General features: G+C 62.5%; 14 protein-coding genes. 9 read left to right on the top strand and 5 right to left on the bottom strand.

The window, feature by feature from the left end:
* Positions 1-80 precede the first annotated feature (80 nt).
* Positions 81-1,418: a dicarboxylate/amino acid:cation symporter gene (locus ACPJXG_RS16300; RefSeq protein ID WP_425251700.1), complete on the bottom strand. Its 1,338-nt coding sequence runs from the start codon at positions 1,416-1,418 to the stop codon at positions 81-83.
* Between the two features lie 226 nt (positions 1,419-1,644).
* On the opposite strand from ACPJXG_RS16300, the gene ACPJXG_RS16295 reads away from it, so the two are divergent.
* Genes ACPJXG_RS16295 through ACPJXG_RS16285 form a run of 3 tightly spaced genes read left to right on the top strand, consistent with a single transcriptional unit; the run spans position 1,645 to position 5,225 of the window.
* Complete coding sequence (locus ACPJXG_RS16295; protein ID WP_035818069.1) at positions 1,645-2,526, top strand: alpha/beta fold hydrolase; 882 nt, start codon at positions 1,645-1,647, stop codon at positions 2,524-2,526.
* Positions 2,527-2,582: 56 nt separating this feature from the next.
* On the top strand, positions 2,583-2,933 hold the full coding sequence (locus ACPJXG_RS16290) for a RidA family protein (protein WP_034784210.1): 351 nt from the start codon (positions 2,583-2,585) through the stop codon (positions 2,931-2,933).
* A gap of 39 nt (positions 2,934-2,972) precedes the next feature.
* Positions 2,973-5,225, top strand: coding sequence for a RelA/SpoT family protein (locus ACPJXG_RS16285; protein ID WP_035818071.1), 2,253 nt, complete (start codon positions 2,973-2,975; stop codon positions 5,223-5,225).
* A gap of 60 nt (positions 5,226-5,285) precedes the next feature.
* Here the strand turns inward: ACPJXG_RS16285 and ACPJXG_RS16280 are convergent, their stop codons facing one another.
* From ACPJXG_RS16280 to ACPJXG_RS16270, 3 genes are all read right to left on the bottom strand, one after another.
* A complete protein-coding gene (locus tag ACPJXG_RS16280) occupies positions 5,286-6,242 on the bottom strand; it encodes a cation diffusion facilitator family transporter (RefSeq protein WP_425251699.1) in 957 nt (318 codons plus the stop codon).
* Between the two features lie 131 nt (positions 6,243-6,373).
* Positions 6,374-7,249: a pirin family protein gene (locus ACPJXG_RS16275; protein WP_425251698.1), complete on the bottom strand. Its 876-nt coding sequence runs from the start codon at positions 7,247-7,249 to the stop codon at positions 6,374-6,376.
* A gap of 57 nt (positions 7,250-7,306) precedes the next feature.
* Positions 7,307-7,906 (bottom strand): FMN-dependent NADH-azoreductase, encoded by a 600-nt coding sequence (locus ACPJXG_RS16270; RefSeq protein WP_425251697.1) that lies wholly within the window; start codon positions 7,904-7,906, stop codon positions 7,307-7,309.
* A 114-nt stretch (positions 7,907-8,020) separates the two neighbouring features.
* Between ACPJXG_RS16270 and ACPJXG_RS16265 the strand changes: the two genes are divergently transcribed.
* Positions 8,021-8,926: a LysR family transcriptional regulator gene (locus ACPJXG_RS16265; protein WP_035818083.1), complete on the top strand. Its 906-nt coding sequence runs from the start codon at positions 8,021-8,023 to the stop codon at positions 8,924-8,926.
* 17 nt (positions 8,927-8,943) lie between these two features.
* Here the strand turns inward: ACPJXG_RS16265 and asd are convergent, their stop codons facing one another.
* Entirely contained in the window at positions 8,944-9,792 is an 849-nt protein-coding gene (gene asd, locus ACPJXG_RS16260) for an archaetidylserine decarboxylase (protein WP_425251696.1), read from the bottom strand.
* A 386-nt stretch (positions 9,793-10,178) separates the two neighbouring features.
* Here asd and ACPJXG_RS16255 point away from each other — a divergent pair, with 386 nt between their 5' ends.
* The 5 genes from ACPJXG_RS16255 to ACPJXG_RS16235 all read left to right on the top strand — a co-directional run bounded on the left by ACPJXG_RS16255 (position 10,179) and on the right by ACPJXG_RS16235 (position 16,411).
* Positions 10,179-12,260, top strand: a complete 2,082-nt coding sequence (locus tag ACPJXG_RS16255) for a TonB-dependent receptor plug domain-containing protein (RefSeq protein WP_425251695.1) — start codon at positions 10,179-10,181, stop codon at positions 12,258-12,260.
* 118 nt (positions 12,261-12,378) lie between these two features.
* Complete coding sequence (locus ACPJXG_RS16250) at positions 12,379-13,617, top strand: DEAD/DEAH box helicase (protein WP_425251694.1); 1,239 nt, start codon at positions 12,379-12,381, stop codon at positions 13,615-13,617.
* A gap of 53 nt (positions 13,618-13,670) precedes the next feature.
* Positions 13,671-14,288 carry an LON peptidase substrate-binding domain-containing protein gene (locus tag ACPJXG_RS16245; RefSeq protein ID WP_425251693.1) on the top strand — a complete coding sequence of 206 codons (618 nt, stop codon included), beginning with the start codon at positions 13,671-13,673 and terminating at the stop codon, positions 14,286-14,288.
* Positions 14,289-14,430: 142 nt separating this feature from the next.
* A complete protein-coding gene (locus ACPJXG_RS16240; RefSeq protein WP_035818092.1) occupies positions 14,431-15,174 on the top strand; it encodes a DNA-binding protein in 744 nt (247 codons plus the stop codon).
* A gap of 244 nt (positions 15,175-15,418) precedes the next feature.
* Positions 15,419-16,411 (top strand): chemotaxis protein CheB, encoded by a 993-nt coding sequence (locus ACPJXG_RS16235; protein ID WP_219310555.1) that lies wholly within the window; start codon positions 15,419-15,421, stop codon positions 16,409-16,411.

Below are 16,411 nucleotides of genomic sequence, written 5' to 3'. Positions count from 1 at the left end.
GTTGATGATGTGATCAATTGCGCGCGCCATGAAAAAAGCCCCGCAGATCGCTCTGCGGGGCTTTCAAAGGAGTGTACTGCTTACTTGACGATATTCACGGCCGGGGCGACATACGCGTCGTCGGTCGGGTGGGTGGGATTCGCCAGCTCGCTATGCAGCTTGTCCATGTCCAGTTCCTTTTCCCATTTCGACACGACGATGGTGGCCACGCCGTTGCCGACGAAATTGGTCAGCGCGCGGCATTCGCTCATGAAGCGGTCGATGCCCAGAATCAGCGCCATGCCGGCCACGGGGATCGTCGGCACGACGGCCAGGGTCGCGGCCAGGGTGATGAAGCCGGCGCCCGTGATGCCGGAGGCGCCTTTCGACGTCAGCATCGCCACGCCCAAGATGGTCAGTTCCTGCCAGATGGTCAGTTCCGTGTTGGTGGCTTGCGCCACGAACAGGGCGGCCATGGTCATGTAGATATTGGTGCCGTCCAGGTTGAACGAGTAGCCGGTCGGCACGACCAGGCCGACGACTGGCTTGGAGCAGCCCAGGCGTTCGAGTTTTTTCATCAGGGCCGGCAGGGCCGATTCCGACGAGCTGGTACCGAGCACGATCAGCAGCTCTTCCTTGATGTACAGCAAGAAGCGGCCGATGGAGAAGCCCGTGTACTTGGCGATCAGGCCCAGCACGACGAAGACGAACAGGAAGCAGGTCAGGTAGAACGAACCCATCAGCTTGGCCAGCGGGATCAGCGAAGCCAGGCCGTATTTACCGATGGTAAAGGCCATCGCGCCGAACGCGCCGACGGGAGCGACTTTCATGATGATGTTGACCATGCCGAAGATGGCATGCGACAGCTCGTCGATCAGCTTGGTGACCGGACGGCCGCGCTCGCCCAGCAGGGACAGCGAGAAACCGAACAGGATGGCGATCAACAGCACTTGCAGGATGTCGCCCTTGGCGAAGGCGTCAACGAAGGTCTTCGGGATGATGTTCATCACGAAGTCGACCGTCGACATGCCTTCGGCGTGCGTGTATTGCGCGATCGACTTGGCGTCCAGGTGGGCCGGATCGGCGTTGAAGCCGGCACCCGGTTTGAGGATGTTGGCGACCAGCAAGCCGATGGCCAGTGCGAAGGTGGAGACCACTTCGAAGTACAGCAGCGCCTTGCCGCCCACTCGGCCGATCTTCTTGACGTCCTGCATGCCGGCGATACCGGAGACCACGGTACAGAAGATCACCGGGGCGATGATCATCTTGATCAGTTTGATAAAGCCGTCGCCCAGCGGTTTCATGTCGACGGCGTTCGAAGGGTAGAACACCCCCAGCAGCACGCCGGCCACGATGGCGAACAGCACCTGTACGTACAGGATTTTATAGAATGGTTTTTTCACGAGTGGTCTCCTCTTGCGGGTTGATGCTGCGATCATCCGCCCATTGCCAGGCCGCCTCAATTGTGGATAACCGCAGATATGCATTTTCGCTATATCGGGTATTGCGCCATGGCGACCGTGCGAGTACTGTGCTGCGGCGCAGCATTTCAGGCGCGCGCTTGGAGCATTGCCCGCGCTGCGCTACACTGCCGTAGCGTCGCGCGCGGGACACCTCTTGGCGGGCAGGAAGCGGTGCTCTTTTTATATCGAATAAGGAATTGGCATGATCGAAGCGAGCATCAAATCCGTGCAATGCATCTCCCCCGCAGGCTTGCATACCATGTCGTACAAGGAGTGGGGGGCGGCCGATAATCCGAACGTGCTCGTCTGCGCCCATGGCGTGACGCGCGTGGCGGACGACTTCGACAACCTGGCGCGCGCCATGGCCAGCGATTACCGCGTGATCTGCCCCGACGTGGTGGGACGCGGGCGCTCTGGCTGGCTGGCCAATCCCCAGTTTTACCGCGTGCCGCAATATGTGAGCGACATGGTGACCCTGCTGGCGCGCGTGCTGGCCAATGGCGAGCGCCAGACGGTGGACTGGTTCGGCACCTCGATGGGCGGCTTGATCGGCCTGGGCCTGGCCTCGTTGCCCAACAGCCCGATCAGCAAACTGGTGCTGAACGATATCGGCCCGACCCTGGCGCCGGAAGCCTTGCAGCGCATCGGCGACTACATCGGCCAGGACCTGCGTTTCGAGACGTTTGAACAGGGCGCCAGGTTCGTGCGCGACGTGTCCGCCAGCTTCGGCCCGCACACGGACGCGGAATGGCATAAACTGGCGGTGGATGTGTTGCGCCAGGATAAGGATGGCCACTGGCGCCGCCACTATGATATGGGACTGGCCATGCCGTTCCGCTCGGCCACGCCGGAATCGGCGGCCAGCGACGAAGCCATGCTGTGGGCCGCGTATGATGCCGTGCGCTGCCCCACCTTGCTGGTGCGCGGGTCGGAATCGGACCTGCTGTCGCGCGAGACGGCGCAGATCATGCTCGGTCGCGGCCCGAAGGCGGAGCTGGTGGAAATCGCCGGCGTGGGCCATGCGCCCACTTTCGTCCACGACGACCAGATCGCCATCGCCCGCAAGTTTTTGCTGGGCAAGTAATAGTCAGTAACAATCAGTAACGCTGTACAGATTTTGAAACAACCGAAAGAAGAAGCATGGAAATTACACGACTGCACGTAGGCAAACGCCTCTCCGAAGTAGCCATACACAACAACACCATCTACCTGGCGGGCCAGATCGCCGAAGACACCACGCAAGGCATCGTCGGCCAGACGCGCGAAGTGCTCGGCCACGTCGACCGTTTGCTGATGGAAGCGGGCAGCGACAAGACTTGCATCCTGTCGTGCCAGATATACATCGCCGACATGAAGGATTTCCCCGGCATGAATGAAGTGTGGGACGACTGGGTCGCCTCAGGCCACACGCCGCCGCGCGCCACGGTGGAAGCGAAACTGGCCAATCCGGCTTGCCTGGTGGAAATCGTCATCATCGCTGCAGAACGCTAAGTCATCAAGTTGCTCAGTCATCAAGTTTAAAGGTATTACATGGTTTCCATCTCGGCCCCGAATAGCGTCACCTCGGAACAACTGGTAGAGGGCTTGAGTGCGCCGGACTGCGCGCGCGTGCTGGACGCGCTCGCGTATGCCACCGAAGCGTATGGCGACAAGCAGACCTTTGCCGGCCGCTCCGCGCTGGAGTTCGCCATCGGCGTGGCCACCACGCTGGCTTTCCTGCGCAGCGATGCGGAAACGCGCATCGCCGGCCTGATGTTCGAGCTGACCCTGCTGGAACCGGACACGGCGGCCGACATCGAGCCCCGTTTCGGCAAGCAGGTGTGCGACCTGGCGACAGGCGTGCGCCAGCTGATCCGCTTGCGCGCGCTGACCCAGGCGCAGCACGGCAGCGTCGGCGGGCGCGGCAAGAATGCGGCGCAGCAAGCCGTGGCCCAGGTGGAAACCCTGCGCAAGATGTTGCTGGCGATGGCTTCCGACATGCGTGTCGTGCTGGTGCGCCTGGCCGCCTGCGTGACGACCTTGCGTTACTTTGCCGAACTAAAGCTGTTTAACGAAATGACGCGTGAATACGGCAAGGAAACGCTGGATTTGTACGCGCCGCTGGCCAACCGCCTCGGCATCTGGCAGCTGAAGTGGGAACTGGAAGATTTGTCGTTCCGCTTCATCGAGCCGGAAGCGTATAAACGCATCGCCAAGATGCTGGAAGAAAAGCGCATGATGCGCGAGGGTTTTGTTTCCTCCGCGATTTTGCGCCTGCAGACGGAACTGGCTTCGGCCGGTATCCAGGCGGAAGTGTTTGGCCGCCCGAAACACATTTACAGCATCTGGAACAAGATGCGCGGCAAGGAACTGGACTTTACGGCCCTGTACGACGTGCGCGCCTTCCGCGTCATCGTTGCCGACGTGAAAACCTGCTACACGGTGTTGGGCGTGGTCCACAATATCTGGACCCCCATCCCGAAAGAATTTGACGATTACATTTCGCGGCCGAAACCCAACGGTTACCAGTCGCTGCACACGGTGGTGACGGCCGAGGATGGCCGCCCGCTGGAAGTGCAAATCCGCACCAATGAAATGCACAGCTTTGCCGAATACGGCGTGGCCGCGCACTGGCGCTACAAGGAAGAGGGCGGTTCGAACTTTGCCGGTCAGAAATACGACGAAAAGATCGCCTGGCTGCGCCAGTTGCTGGCCTGGAAAACGGAAGTGGCCGACGCCGTCGTGGGCCAGGAAGAAATCCAGCGCGAATGGGTGGAAAAGCTCAAATCGGCCACCCTGGACGACCGCATCTTCGTCATGACGCCGCAAGCGCGGGTGCTGGAGTTGCCCGTGGGCGCCACGCCCGTCGACTTTGCCTATCACCTGCACACGGACGTGGGCCACCGCTGCCGCGGCGCCAAGGTCGACGGCATCATGGTGCCGCTGAATACGCAACTGAAAAACGGCCAGACCTGCGAAATCATCACGGCCAAGGGCGCGCCGGGCACGGCCGGGCCGTCGCGCGACTGGCTCAGCGCCGGCTACGCCGTCAGCACGCGCACGCGCTCGAAAATCCGCGCCTGGTTCCACGCCATCGACATGCAGGAAACCCTGGCCCACGGCCGCGCGCTGGTGGAGAAATCCTTGCAGCGCGAAGGCAAGACGGCCGTCAACCTCGAAGCGCTGGCGCAAAAGCTGGGTTTTGCGAAAGTCGACGAGCTGTTCCTGTCGGTCGGCAAGGATGAATTCAGCCTGCGCCACGTGGAGCAGGCGCTGCACGACAATGGCGAAGTGGTGGTGCCGGAAGACGCCGTGCTGGTCGGCAAAAGCCGCGCTTCCAGCGTGGAGCAGGGCGCCAAGTCCGGCGTGCTGGTGGTGGGCACCGAAGGCTTGATGACCGTGCTGGCCAAGTGCTGCAAGCCGGCGCCGCCGGACAGCATCGTCGGTTTTGTCACGCGCGGCAAGGGTGTGTCGATACACCGCGCCACGTGCAAGAACTTCGAGGAAATGCGCGCCAAGTCGCCCGAGCGTGTGATCTTCACGGAGTGGGGCAGCACGGGCGGGCACGACACCGTGTATCCGGTCGACATTTTCATTCTGGCAGGCGACCGCCAGGGTTTGCTGCGCGACATCTCCGAAATCTTTTCGCGTGAAAAGATCAACGTCATCGGCGTCAATACCCAAAGCGCCAAGGGCCAGGCCCGCATGACCTTTACGGCCGAGATCAGCTCGACGGCGCAGTTGTTGAAGGCGCTGAATGTAATTAAAGACGTGAGTGGGGTGCTGGAGGCAAGGCGTAGCTAGTCTTTGCACCCCAAGGACAGATGCTGGGGTCGTACCCTGAGGGTACGACCCCGGTCCTTGCTAGTGGGTTTTGTCACCCGCATGCAACCCCGCCATCGCCGCCGTCTCCGGCTGCAAGGTAATATGGTCGATGCCATGCTTACTCAGTAACATCTTCTTGATCGCCCGCAAGACCTTCGGCCAATGGTCGAGATGCTCGATTTCCACGTGGCCGATCAGGGCTGGCTGGCCTGGCGACATGTCCCATACGTGCAGGTCGTGCACGGAAATCACGCCGTCCACCTGCTCCACGTCCGCGCCCACCTGGATGTAGTCAATGTGCATGGGCACGCCTTCCATCAGGAAGTGGTAGGACTCTTTCAATACCCCGAACGTGGACTTCAGGATCAGCAGGGACACCAGCACGGACAGCAGCGGGTCGATCTGCATCCAGCCCGTGAAGTAAATCACGGCGCCGGCGACGATGGCGGCGACCGAGCCGAGCAAATCGCCCATCACATGCACGAGGGCGGCGCGCGTGTTGACGCTTTGCTTGTCTTTCGACAAGACCCACGCCACCACCAGGTTGATGGCCAGGCCGATGAAGGCGACGATGAAGACCATGCCGCCTTGCACGGTTTGCGGCGCGGAAAAGCGCTGCACGGCTTCATAGCAGATCCAGCCCACCACGCACAGCATGGCCAGGCCGTTGACGAAGGCGGCCAGCGCCTCGGCGCGGCCAAAGCCGAACGAGTGGCGCGGGGAAGGCGGGCGGCGCGCGATCAGCTGCGCCAGCAGGGCCAGGCCCAGCGCGGCCGCGTCCGTGACCATGTGGCCCGCGTCGGAAATCAGGGCCAGCGAATTGGACATGAAACCGGCGATGACCTCGATGCCGGCGAATGACAGGGTCAGCCCCAGCGCCCACGCGAGGATGCTCTGGCTGCGTCCCTCGAACGAGTGGGTATGCTTGGCGTCGCCTTTCAGGTGGGCGTGCAAATGGGTGGCGTCGTGTTCGGTGTTGTCGTGCGTGGGATGCATGGAATGCTTTGTGGAATGATGTTGCCGTCAGTGTAATTGAAAAGCAACAAAATAGTCGGCGCATAAAAAAACCTGCAGGCCGTGAGGCACTGCAGGTTTTACCTGGAGCAAACATTTTTACGGAGACAAGCTTACTGCGGCGCCGTCTCGCCAAACTTGCCTTCGCGGAAATCCTGCACGGCCTGGAACACTTCCGCCTGGGTATTCATGACGAACGGGCCATATTGCGCGATCGGCTCGTTCAAGGGCTGGCCGGCGACGAGGATCACGCGGCCGCCTTCGGGCGCCTCGATGCGCACGCCGTCGCTGCCCGGCGTGTTGGCGAAGATCGCCATGCGCAGGGCGGGCACGGCCTTGCCGTCGACCTGCACTTCGCCACGGAACGTGTAGATGAAGGCGTTATGGCCTGGCGGCAAGGGCTGCTCGAAACTGGCGCCGGCTGGCAGGTCGATATCGAGGTACAACGGTTCCGTCAGTTCGCGCTGCACGGCGCCCGTCACGCCATGGCTCTCGCCGGCGATCACTTGCACGGCCACGCCTGCCTCCGTCGTGTAGCGGGGGATTTCACTGCTCGTGAAATCGCGGTACCACGGCGTGCGCATCTTGTCGCGCGCGGGCAGGTTCAGCCACAGCTGAAAACCTTCCATCACGCCTTCTTCCTGCTCCGGCATTTCCGAGTGGATCACGCCGCTGCCGGCCGTCATCCATTGCACGCCGCCCGACGTCAGCAAGCCTTCGTGGCCCGCGCTGTCCTTGTGGCGCATGCGCCCCGTGATCATGTACGAGACCGTTTCAAAGCCGCGGTGTGGATGCTCGGGGAAGCCGGCGATATAGTCGTTCGGCTTGTCGCTGGCGAAATTGTCGAGCATCAAAAACGGGTCGAGACGGCGCTGCAGTTGCTGCGTCAGCACGCGGTTGATCTTCACGCCGGCGCCATCCATGACGGCCTGGCCGGCGATCACGCGCTCGACGGCGCGTGGCTTGTTGACGGTGGTGATGTCGCTCATTGCTTTCTCCTCTAGGCCAGGACGGCGCCACTGCGCCGTCCCTTTCACTGCTGGGAATTACACCAAAATGGCGTTGATCTCGGCGTCCGCCTGGGCTTGTGCCTTGGCCACGGCTTCCGGGCCCATGCCCATGCCTTCCGAATACACGTACTGCACGTCGGTCAGGCCCAGGAAGCCGAACATGGTGTTCAGGTAAGGCACTTGGCTATCATTGGCGCTGTCGCGGTGCAAGCCGCCGCGGGACAGGCCCACGTAGACTTTCTTGCCGGTCAAGAGGCCAACAGGGCCGTTTTCCGTGTACTTGAAGGTGACGTTGGCGCGGGCAATCGCGTCGAACCAGCTTTTCAGTTGCACGGTGATACCGAAGTTGTACATCGGCGCGCCGATGACGATCACGTCAGCTGCTTGCACTTGCGCAATCAACGCGTCGTCCAGGGCGATGCGGGCCGCTTGCTCCGGCGTGCGCTTGTCGGCTGGCGTGAACAGCGCTTGCAGGGTCGGCTCGTCGAGCACGGGGTGCGGTGCGGCAGCCAGGTCACGGCGGACGAGGGCGGCGCCCGGGTTGGCTGCTTGTACGCGGCTGACGATGGCGTCAGCCAGGCGGGTCGAGGCGGAACCGGTGCTGCGGGCGCTGGAATTGATTTGCAGGATGTTCATCTTGTTTTCTCCGTTGTGAGGTGTCTTGCGATGGATGAACTATAGCAATTCCAAAATTGATGCGGAAGCCGTTAAAATGGATAACATTAATCCACTCATGGAACAATCAAAAGTATGGATATCGATCCCGGAGATTTATTGCTGTTTGCCAGAGTCGTCGAATGCGGCAGTTTCAGTCGTGCCGCCGTGCGCGTGGACTTGCCCAAGTCGACCCTGTCGCGCCGCATCTCGCTGCTGGAAGCAAAACTGGGCGAACGATTGCTGCTGCGCACCACGCGCAAGCTGGCGCTGACGGAGTTTGGCGCCAGCCTGCTCGAGCATGCGCGCAAGGTGGTCGAGGAAACGGAGGCGGCCGGCGCCTTGGCGCAGCACCGGCAGGCAGGTCCCAGCGGCTTGCTGCGCATTTCCATGCCGGCCGACTTTGGCGACACCCTGATGCGCCAGGTGCTGGCCGAGTTCGTGCGCCGCTATCCTGCCATTTCGCTGGAACTGGACTTGTCGGCGCGCAGGGTGGATTTGCTGGAAGAAAATTTCGACCTGGCCATCCGCATGGGCAACTTGCCCGACGACGCCAGCCTGTCCGCGCGCCGCGTGGCCTTCAGCACCCTGGCGTTGTATGCCTCGCCGCAATACACGAGCGTGCACGGCTTGCCCGAGCATCCCGACGATCTGTATGGCCATGATCTGCTCAGCTTGCCACGGGCCGTGCATGGCCTCGTGCACTGGACTTTGATCCGCGGCAAGACGACGTGGGAACGCGATCTGCCCGTGCGCCTGCTGGCCAACTCGCCGGAATTGCTGGTGCGCATGGCGTGCACGGGCGTGGGCATCGCGGCCAGCACGGACCGTTTTGCCAAGGCGTATGTGGCGACGGGGGAATTGGTGCGGGTGTTGCCGGAGTGGAGTTTCCCGCTGGTCACGGGTTGGGCCGTGTTTCCTGGCCGGCGCTTGATGCCGGCCAAGACGCGCGCGTTTCTGGATCTGATGGAGGAGATGTATCGCACGGACGCGCCCGTCTAGGCGCGCGTCCGGATGCTTTACTTGGGCAGGTTGCCCATGACCTCGCCCAGCTGCACGGGGCCGGCCGGTTGCCAGTTGGCATTGAACGTCACGGTGTCTTTCGGGAACAGCATGACGACGGTGGAGCCGAGCAGGAAGCGTCCCAGCTCTTCACCCTGTTTCAGCACGACATTGTCGTTCGCATAGCTCCAGTCGCGCACCTGTCCCGTGCGGGGCGGGTTGACGACGCCGTGCCAGACGGTGGCCATGCTGCCGACGATGGTGGCGCCGACCAGGGTCATGACGAAGGGGCCGTTGGCCGTGTCGAACACGCAGACGACGCGCTCGTTGCGGGCGAACAGGCCGGGAATGCCGCGCGCTGTCGTCGGGTTGACGGAGAACAATTCACCAGGGACATAAATCATGCGCGTCAGGCGGCCGTCGCAGGGCATGTGGATGCGGTGGTAGTCGCGCGGGCTCAGGTACAGATTGGCGAAGCTGCCGTGTTCGAACTGGGCCGCCAGTGCCGCATCGCCGCCGACCAGGGCCGTCGTGCTGAAGTTGTGGCCCTTGGCCTGGAAGATCTGGTCCTTGTCGATGCTGCCGAACTGGCTGATGCGGCCATCGACGGGGCAGACGTAGTCGGCCTGGGCCAGCGGACGGGCATCGGGGCGCAGCGCGCGCGTGAAAAAGTCGTTAAAGCTCGTGTAGTGCGTGATGTCCGGATCCAGCGCCTCATCCATGTTGACGTTGTAGTAGCCGACGAACCAGCGGATCAAACGCGTCGTCATGGCGCCGCCTTTGGCGCCGGCGACACGGCCGGCAAAGTTGGTCAACGCTCCTTTGGGAAGCAGATATTGAGGCAGGACGGCAAGACGGTCAGACACGATGGGAAGCCTTTGACGGGGTGATGGGAACAATGGTGAAAACGCATTATAGCGGCGATGTGGCGCGCAATACTATGCGCCGTATGCAAGGGTGCGTATCGCAGCCCGCCGCCGAATTTAATTTGCCATAGGAAATATTTTCAGGAAACTGTGTCACTTGGAAAAAATTACAGCACAATACAGCGGCCTGTTTTTTAGCTTTTAGCCATTTTTATTCAGCCAACTTTTTTAGCCAGGTCATGATGCCACGCCGTTGCCTTCGCCTTACCGTCCTTTGTTCAGCCGTTTTACTTGCCTGGAATGCCCAGGCCCAGCAATCCGAAGCGCCAGCCGACGCTGCCGCTGCCTCTGCGCCGCTGAAGGCTGAAAAGCCCGCCGCGCCCGCGATGCAAACCGTGGAAGTCAAGGGCAGCGACTATGATCCGCGCCGCGACGATACGGCCAGCAAGATGGTCGTTGGCAGCGAGGAAATCCTCAAGTATGGCGACACGAATGTCACCGACGTGCTCAAGCGCTTGCCCGGCATTACCGTGTCCGGCGCGGCCGGGCGCTCGGGCGGCGAAATCCGCATGCGCGGCCTGGGCAGCGGCTACACGCAGATATTGCTCAATGGCGAGCGGGCGCCGGCCGGTTTTTCGCTCGACACCCTGTCGCCGGACGTGATCGAACGCATCGAGATTTTGCATGCGGCCAGCGCCGAATACAGCACGCAGTCGATTGCCGGCACCATCAATGTGGTGCTCAAGAAAGCCGTGAAGACAGCGCAGCGCGAGCTCAAGCTGGGCGTGCAGGGTAGCGACGTGAGCTTTTCGCCCAGCGTCAACGTGCAACTGTCCGACCGCGACGGCAATTTTTCGTATTCGTTGGCTGGCTCGCTGTTCCGCTACGACTACCATTACGACAATCCCGGGCTGGAACTGGGCTACGCGCCCGATGGTCGGCAAAACCTGCTGCGCCGCACGAACGGCACGGGCGATGGCCGCCCGGAAGGCATCAATCTGTCGCCACGCCTGAACTGGGTGCTGGCCAACGGCGATAACGTGACGGCGCAATTCTTTTTCAATGGCGGGCGCTCGAACCACCGCAATTTCAGCCGCGCGGAAACGCAGCAGGGCATGCGCCCCGATTACGACACGAATACGGGCAGCTCCAGCAACCACAATGCCTTCGGCCGCAGCGACCTGACGTGGATGCACAAGCTGGCCGGCGGCGCCCGGCTGGAACTGAAAGTTGGCGCCTCGGCCGCCCGCAATACGTCCGACAGCCTGCAGCAGGGCTTTATCGATGGCAACGGCCTGGCGCTCGACCGCAAAGTGGGCGTGAAGGCGACGGAAAACGGCGTCAGTTCGACCGGCAAGTACTCCACACCCTTGCTGCCCGGCCACGCCCTGTCGATGGGCTGGGACGGCGCCTACACGGAGCGCGAGGAAACGCGCCGCCAGCGCGAAGCGGTGCTGGGCACCTCGGGTGCGCGCCCGCCCGTCGACAGCGACGAAGGTTTCGATGCCACCATCAAGCGTCTGGCCCTGTTTGTGCAGGACGACTGGGAAATCACGCCGCGCTGGTCCATGTATGCGGGCGTGCGCTGGGAAGGCATCGACACGCGCAGCGCGGGCAATACCTATGATGAAGTGAGCCAGCGCACCAGCGTGTGGAGCCCGCTGTTGCAAACCTTGTGGAAGTTGCCTGATACCAAGGGTGACCAGGTACGCCTGGCCCTGACGCGCACCTACAAGGCGCAGCCCACGGCGAGCCTGATTCCGCGTCGTAATACCTCGACCAACAATAGCCAGACGGACCCCGACCGCGAAGGCAATCCCTACCTGAAGCCGGAGCTGGCGCTGGGCATCGACGCCTCGTACGAGCACTACTGGGCCGAAGGCGCTTTGCTCAGCGCGCGCGCCTCGGCCCGCCGTATCGATGGCTATACGCGCCAAGGCTTGCTGTTCATCAATGATCGCTGGGTGTCCACGCCCGTCAATGATGGCCGCGCGAATACTCAGACACTGGAACTGGAGGCGAAGTTCCCGCTGCGCGCCGTGCTGGCCGCGCCCGTGCCCGCCATCGACTTGCGCGCCAGCGTCAGCCGCAACTGGTCGCAGGTGGAGCAGGTGCCGGGGCCAAACAATCGGCTCGATCAGCAAACGCCCGTCAGCGGCAATTTCGGTCTCGATTACAAGACGCCGGATGGCGTGCTGACGACGGGCGGCAGCTTCAATTTCCGCAATGGCGGCCCCGTGCGCATCACCGAACGCCAGAGCGCCTATACGTCGCCGCGGCGCGACGTCGACATTTATGCGCTGTGGAAATTCGATGCGAAAAACCAGCTGCGCCTGGCCGTGTCGAATTTGCTGGCGCAAGACTTCGAAAGCACCACAGCGTATGCGGACGCCAGCGGCACCATCGTGCGCAACAGCATTTCACCGAGTTCACCGCAGGCGCGCGCGACCCTGGAAATGAAGTTTTGACGCGTTTGTTTTAACGGTGAAACCCCGGCCGGCATCCCCGCTGGCCTATAATCTCGGCAATCGCGCGCACGGCCCGTCCGTGCGCGCCACCTTTTACTTTGCCAAGATTGCTTTCCCCATGACGTTTTCCTCCCTCGGTCTGATCGATCCCCTGGTCCGCAAACTTGACGAGCTCGGTTATGCCAAGCCCACGCCCGTGCAGGCGCAGGCCATTCCTGCCGTGCTGGCTGGCCGCGACCTGATGGCCGCCGCCCAGACGGGCACGGGCAAGACGGCCGGTTTCGCCGTGCCGCTGCTGCAGCGCCTGACTTTGGAAGGCGTGGTGGCGCCCGAGTGCGTGCGCGTGCTGGTGCTCGTGCCCACGCGCGAACTGGCCGAGCAAGTCTATGCCAGCTTCCGCAGCTATGGCGGCAACTTGCCGCTGCGCAGTTTTGTCGCGTACGGCGGCGTGCCCATCGAGCCGCAGATCAGCAAACTGCGCAAGGGCCTCGACGTGCTGGTGGCTACGCCAGGCCGCTTGCTGGACTTGCAGACGCAGGGCGCCGTCAAGTTCGAGCAAGTGCAAACCCTGGTGCTGGACGAGGCCGACCGCATGCTGGACCTGGGCTTCGAGCGCGAGCTTGATATATTGCTGATGACCATGCCCAAGCAGCGCCAGACCCTGCTGTTCTCGGCCACCTTCTCGGACGCCATCCGCGCCATGGCGAAAACCATGTTGAAAGATCCCGTTTCGGTGGAGGTCAGCGCGCGCAACAGCACCGTCAAGGCCGTGAAGCAATCGGTGATCGTGTGCGACAAGAAACGCAAGCCGGAACTCTTTTTGCACTTGCTGAAGAAAAAGCGCTGGGGCCAGGTATTGGTCTTCGTCAAGACGCGCAAGTGTGTCGAGCTATTGGTGAACACCTTGCTGGAGCAGGGCGTGCGCGCCGATTCCATCCACGGCGACAAGACCCAGCCGAACCGTTTGCGCGCGCTGGCCCGCTTCAAATCGGCCGAGGTGCAGGTGCTGGTGGCGACCGACGTGGCTGCCCGTGGCCTGGACATCGACCAGTTGCCTGTCGTCGTCAATTTCGACTTGCCCACCGTGGCGGAAGACTATATCCACCGCATCGGCCGCACGGGCCGCGCGGGTGCTTCAGGCGAAGCGATCTCGCTCGTTTGCGCCGACGAGGTGGAATTGCTGTCGGCCGTGGAAGCGCTGACCCGGCAAACCCTGAAACGCAACGAGGAGCCCGGTTTCGAGGCCGAGCACCGCGTGCCGGGCACGTCCGCCGGCGGCACCATCCAGAAGAAGGCCGTGAAAGTGCTGGCGCCGAAGGCGGCGGAGCGGGCCAAGAAGCGCCGTTTTTATAAGTAAAAAGGGGACGCAAGGCGCGCTGCACGGATATCGCATTCGTGCCATCATGCGCCATGACCTCGATACCTTTGTTCCCGCTCAATACGGTGCTGTATCCCGACGGCTATCTGCCCCTGCAGATCTTCGAGGTACGCTATCTGGACATGATACGTCAGTGCATCATGGGCGAGCAGCCGTTTGGCGTGGTGCAGCTGCTGGACGGCACGGAAGTGCGCAAGCCGGGCCAGCAAGAAGCTCTGGCGCCCGTGGGCACCCTGGCGCGCGTCGTCGACTGGGCCGCGCCCCTGTCGGGCTTGCTGCAAATCAAATGCATGGGCATGCAGCGCTTTCACATCGTTTCCAGCGAACAGCTGAAGCACGGCTTGTGGATGGCGCAGGTCGAGACCTTGGCGCCCGATAAAACCATCCCCATCCCGCAAGAGCAGCAGAACGTGGCCGACGCGCTCGGCGCCCTGATCCGCACATTGCAGGAGCAAAAGATCCCGCCCGAGCAAATGCCCTTGCAGCCGCCATACCGGCTCGACGAGTGCGGCTGGGTGGCGAACCGCTGGTGCGAGCTGTTGTCCCTGAGCGCCATGCAAAAACAATTGTTGCTGAGCCAGGACAATCCCGTGCTGCGCCTGGAACTGGTGCAGGATATGCTCACGGAAAACGGCTTGTTAGAGGAATAAATTGCCTGAGGCCGCATGTTTTCTCATGCTTCCGTTGTGCAATTGCAATTTCTATTGAGAAATACTTTACGCTTTGCCGCCGCTGGCATAAGATAATGCCCCTGGGCAAGATTGCCCTGGGCAACATTCAAGAGCAGACGACATGGCAAAAGTAAGCGCGGAACAGATCAATGCGGCAATGGAAGCGATGGCGGGCGAAGGCCAGGCCATCACGGTGCGCGCCCTGCGCGAACGGCTGGGCAACGGCGCCTGCCTGGGCACCATCAGCAAGCTCTTGCTGCGCCGCAAGGCCGGTGCGCAGCGCCAGATCGCTGCCGCCGCCGAACTGTCGCCCGTGCTGCAGCAAGCCATCCTCGATTATGTAGGACAGGAATTAAGCGCCAGCCACAGCGCGCATGAAGCCGAGATGAACGACAATCAACAGGAATTGATGGACCTGGCCAGCGAGAACGAGCGCCAGCAAGAGTTGCTCGACCTGCAGGCCGGTGAGCTGGAAACCTTGCGCGAGGAACTTGAACGCGAGCGGCAAGTGGCGAACCAGGCCCGCACGGACCTGGCCAAGGCGCAGTTGCGCCTGGAAGGCTTGCCGCGCCTGGAAGAGGCGGCCGAGCAGGCCCGCATGGACCTGGCCAAGGCGCAATTCAAGCTCGAAGGCATCCCCCGCTTGGAAGAGGCCGCCGAAGCGGCGCGCGCGGAACTGATCCAGGCCCAGCTGAAGCTGGAAAGCCTGACGCGCGTGGAAACGGAACTGGCTGCCGCGCGTCTGGAACTGGAAGCGGAGCGTGAAGAGCTGGGCGAAACGCGCGCCGAACTCGACGAAGAGCGCACCTTGCGCATCAAGGCGCAGCAGTTCATCGTGGACCCAATATTCAAGACGCCAGTCTGAAGACGCCTGACCAAACCTGCTGCGCGTCGGCATAGGTGGCTTGCGATGCTCACCGGCTCGGCGCCCCCGCACTTCAGTGCGGTTGCGCTTCTCGGCCACCTCTCCCTTCCGCTCGCGACGGTTTTGTCAGGTGTCGTGACGTCTCTGTTGTAAGCTAACGCTGCGTACAGTGTTAGCCGGCGCACGGAATCGTGTCGCCAGACGCGGCAAAATAGTTCAGTGATCCAGGCGGGAAAGGGCCGGCATGGAAACGTTGATCGTCATGGGAGCCTCGGTGGGCGGCGTGAGCGCACTGTCCACCATCTTCGCCGCCTTGCCGGCGAATTTTCCCGCGGCAATCCTGGCCGTCATGCACGTAGGCGCGCGCAACAGCGTGTTGCACGAGATCCTCGGCAAAACCTCCGCCTTGCCCGTGCGCTTTGCCGAAGAACGCGAACCCGTGCGCGCAGGGCGCATCCTGCTGGCGCCGCCGGACCGGCACATGCTTGTTGCCAACCTGGCCGGCCAGGCGACGGTCGAGCTGACCCGGGGACCGAAGGAAAACCATACGCGTCCCGCCATCGACCCCCTGTTTCGCAGTGCGGCCGCCGCTTTCGGCCCGAAGGTGGTGGGCGTGGTACTCAGCGGCTACCTCGACGATGGCACGGCAGGCTTACAGGCCATCAAGGCTTGCGGCGGCAGGGCGCTGGTGCAGGAGCCGCAGGACGCGGTGGCGCCGTCGATGCCGCAAAGCGCGATCGACTATGCCGAAGTGGACTGGCGTCTGCCGGCCGCCGAGATCGGGCCGGCCCTGCTGGCGCTGGCCAGCGGCAACTCGGCGCCGGCCAGCGCCGCGCCGTCCTTGCCGCCCGTACCCCAATGGATTGCCGTGGAAAACCGTTTTGCCCGGGGAGTGGGGAATATGGACCAACTGGAAAAAATTGCCACGCCATCGACTTTCACCTGTCCTGAATGCCAGGGCACCCTGTGGGAGCTGCATGGCCAGCAGCCGCAGCGTTTTCGCTGCCATACGGGCCACAGTTTCACGGCGAAGATGCTCGGTGAGTTGCAGCATGACAAGGCGGAAGACGCCATCTGGGCCGCCGTCAGGGCGCTGCAGGAAAAAGAAAAACTGTATCTGAACCTGGCCGCCAAGGCCCAGGTCTGGCAGCATCCAGGCACGGCCAGCGAGTATGCGGCCAAGGCGCGCCAGGCGGGCGAGCAGGCCGATGTGCTGAAACGGGCTCTGCTGGCTTAA

This window comes from Janthinobacterium sp. NFX145, assembly GCF_049810325.1.
GTDB classification, from domain to species: domain Bacteria; phylum Pseudomonadota; class Gammaproteobacteria; order Burkholderiales; family Burkholderiaceae_D; genus Janthinobacterium; species Janthinobacterium rivuli.
The sequence above is the reverse complement of the archived record's forward strand: the minus strand, read 5'-3'. Positions and strand labels throughout refer to the sequence as shown.

Excerpts from the sequence above, each read along its gene's own strand:
- ACPJXG_RS16300 (WP_425251700.1), bottom strand. The coding sequence starts at position 1,418 with ATGATCGCAGCATCAACCCGCAAGAGGAGACCACTCGTGAAAAAACCA.
- ACPJXG_RS16295 (WP_035818069.1), top strand. The coding sequence starts at position 1,645 with ATGATCGAAGCGAGCATCAAATCCGTGCAATGCATCTCCCCCGCAGGC.
- ACPJXG_RS16290 (WP_034784210.1), top strand. The coding sequence starts at position 2,583 with ATGGAAATTACACGACTGCACGTAGGCAAACGCCTCTCCGAAGTAGCC.
- ACPJXG_RS16285 (WP_035818071.1), top strand. The coding sequence starts at position 2,973 with ATGGTTTCCATCTCGGCCCCGAATAGCGTCACCTCGGAACAACTGGTA.
- ACPJXG_RS16280 (WP_425251699.1), bottom strand. The coding sequence starts at position 6,242 with ATGCATCCCACGCACGACAACACCGAACACGACGCCACCCATTTGCAC.
- ACPJXG_RS16275 (WP_425251698.1), bottom strand. The coding sequence starts at position 7,249 with ATGAGCGACATCACCACCGTCAACAAGCCACGCGCCGTCGAGCGCGTG.
- ACPJXG_RS16270 (WP_425251697.1), bottom strand. The coding sequence starts at position 7,906 with ATGAACATCCTGCAAATCAATTCCAGCGCCCGCAGCACCGGTTCCGCC.
- ACPJXG_RS16265 (WP_035818083.1), top strand. The coding sequence starts at position 8,021 with ATGGATATCGATCCCGGAGATTTATTGCTGTTTGCCAGAGTCGTCGAA.
- ACPJXG_RS16255 (WP_425251695.1), top strand. The coding sequence starts at position 10,179 with ATGCAAACCGTGGAAGTCAAGGGCAGCGACTATGATCCGCGCCGCGAC.
- ACPJXG_RS16250 (WP_425251694.1), top strand. The coding sequence starts at position 12,379 with ATGACGTTTTCCTCCCTCGGTCTGATCGATCCCCTGGTCCGCAAACTT.
- ACPJXG_RS16245 (WP_425251693.1), top strand. The coding sequence starts at position 13,671 with ATGACCTCGATACCTTTGTTCCCGCTCAATACGGTGCTGTATCCCGAC.
- ACPJXG_RS16240 (WP_035818092.1), top strand. The coding sequence starts at position 14,431 with ATGGCAAAAGTAAGCGCGGAACAGATCAATGCGGCAATGGAAGCGATG.
- ACPJXG_RS16235 (WP_219310555.1), top strand. The coding sequence starts at position 15,419 with ATGGAAACGTTGATCGTCATGGGAGCCTCGGTGGGCGGCGTGAGCGCA.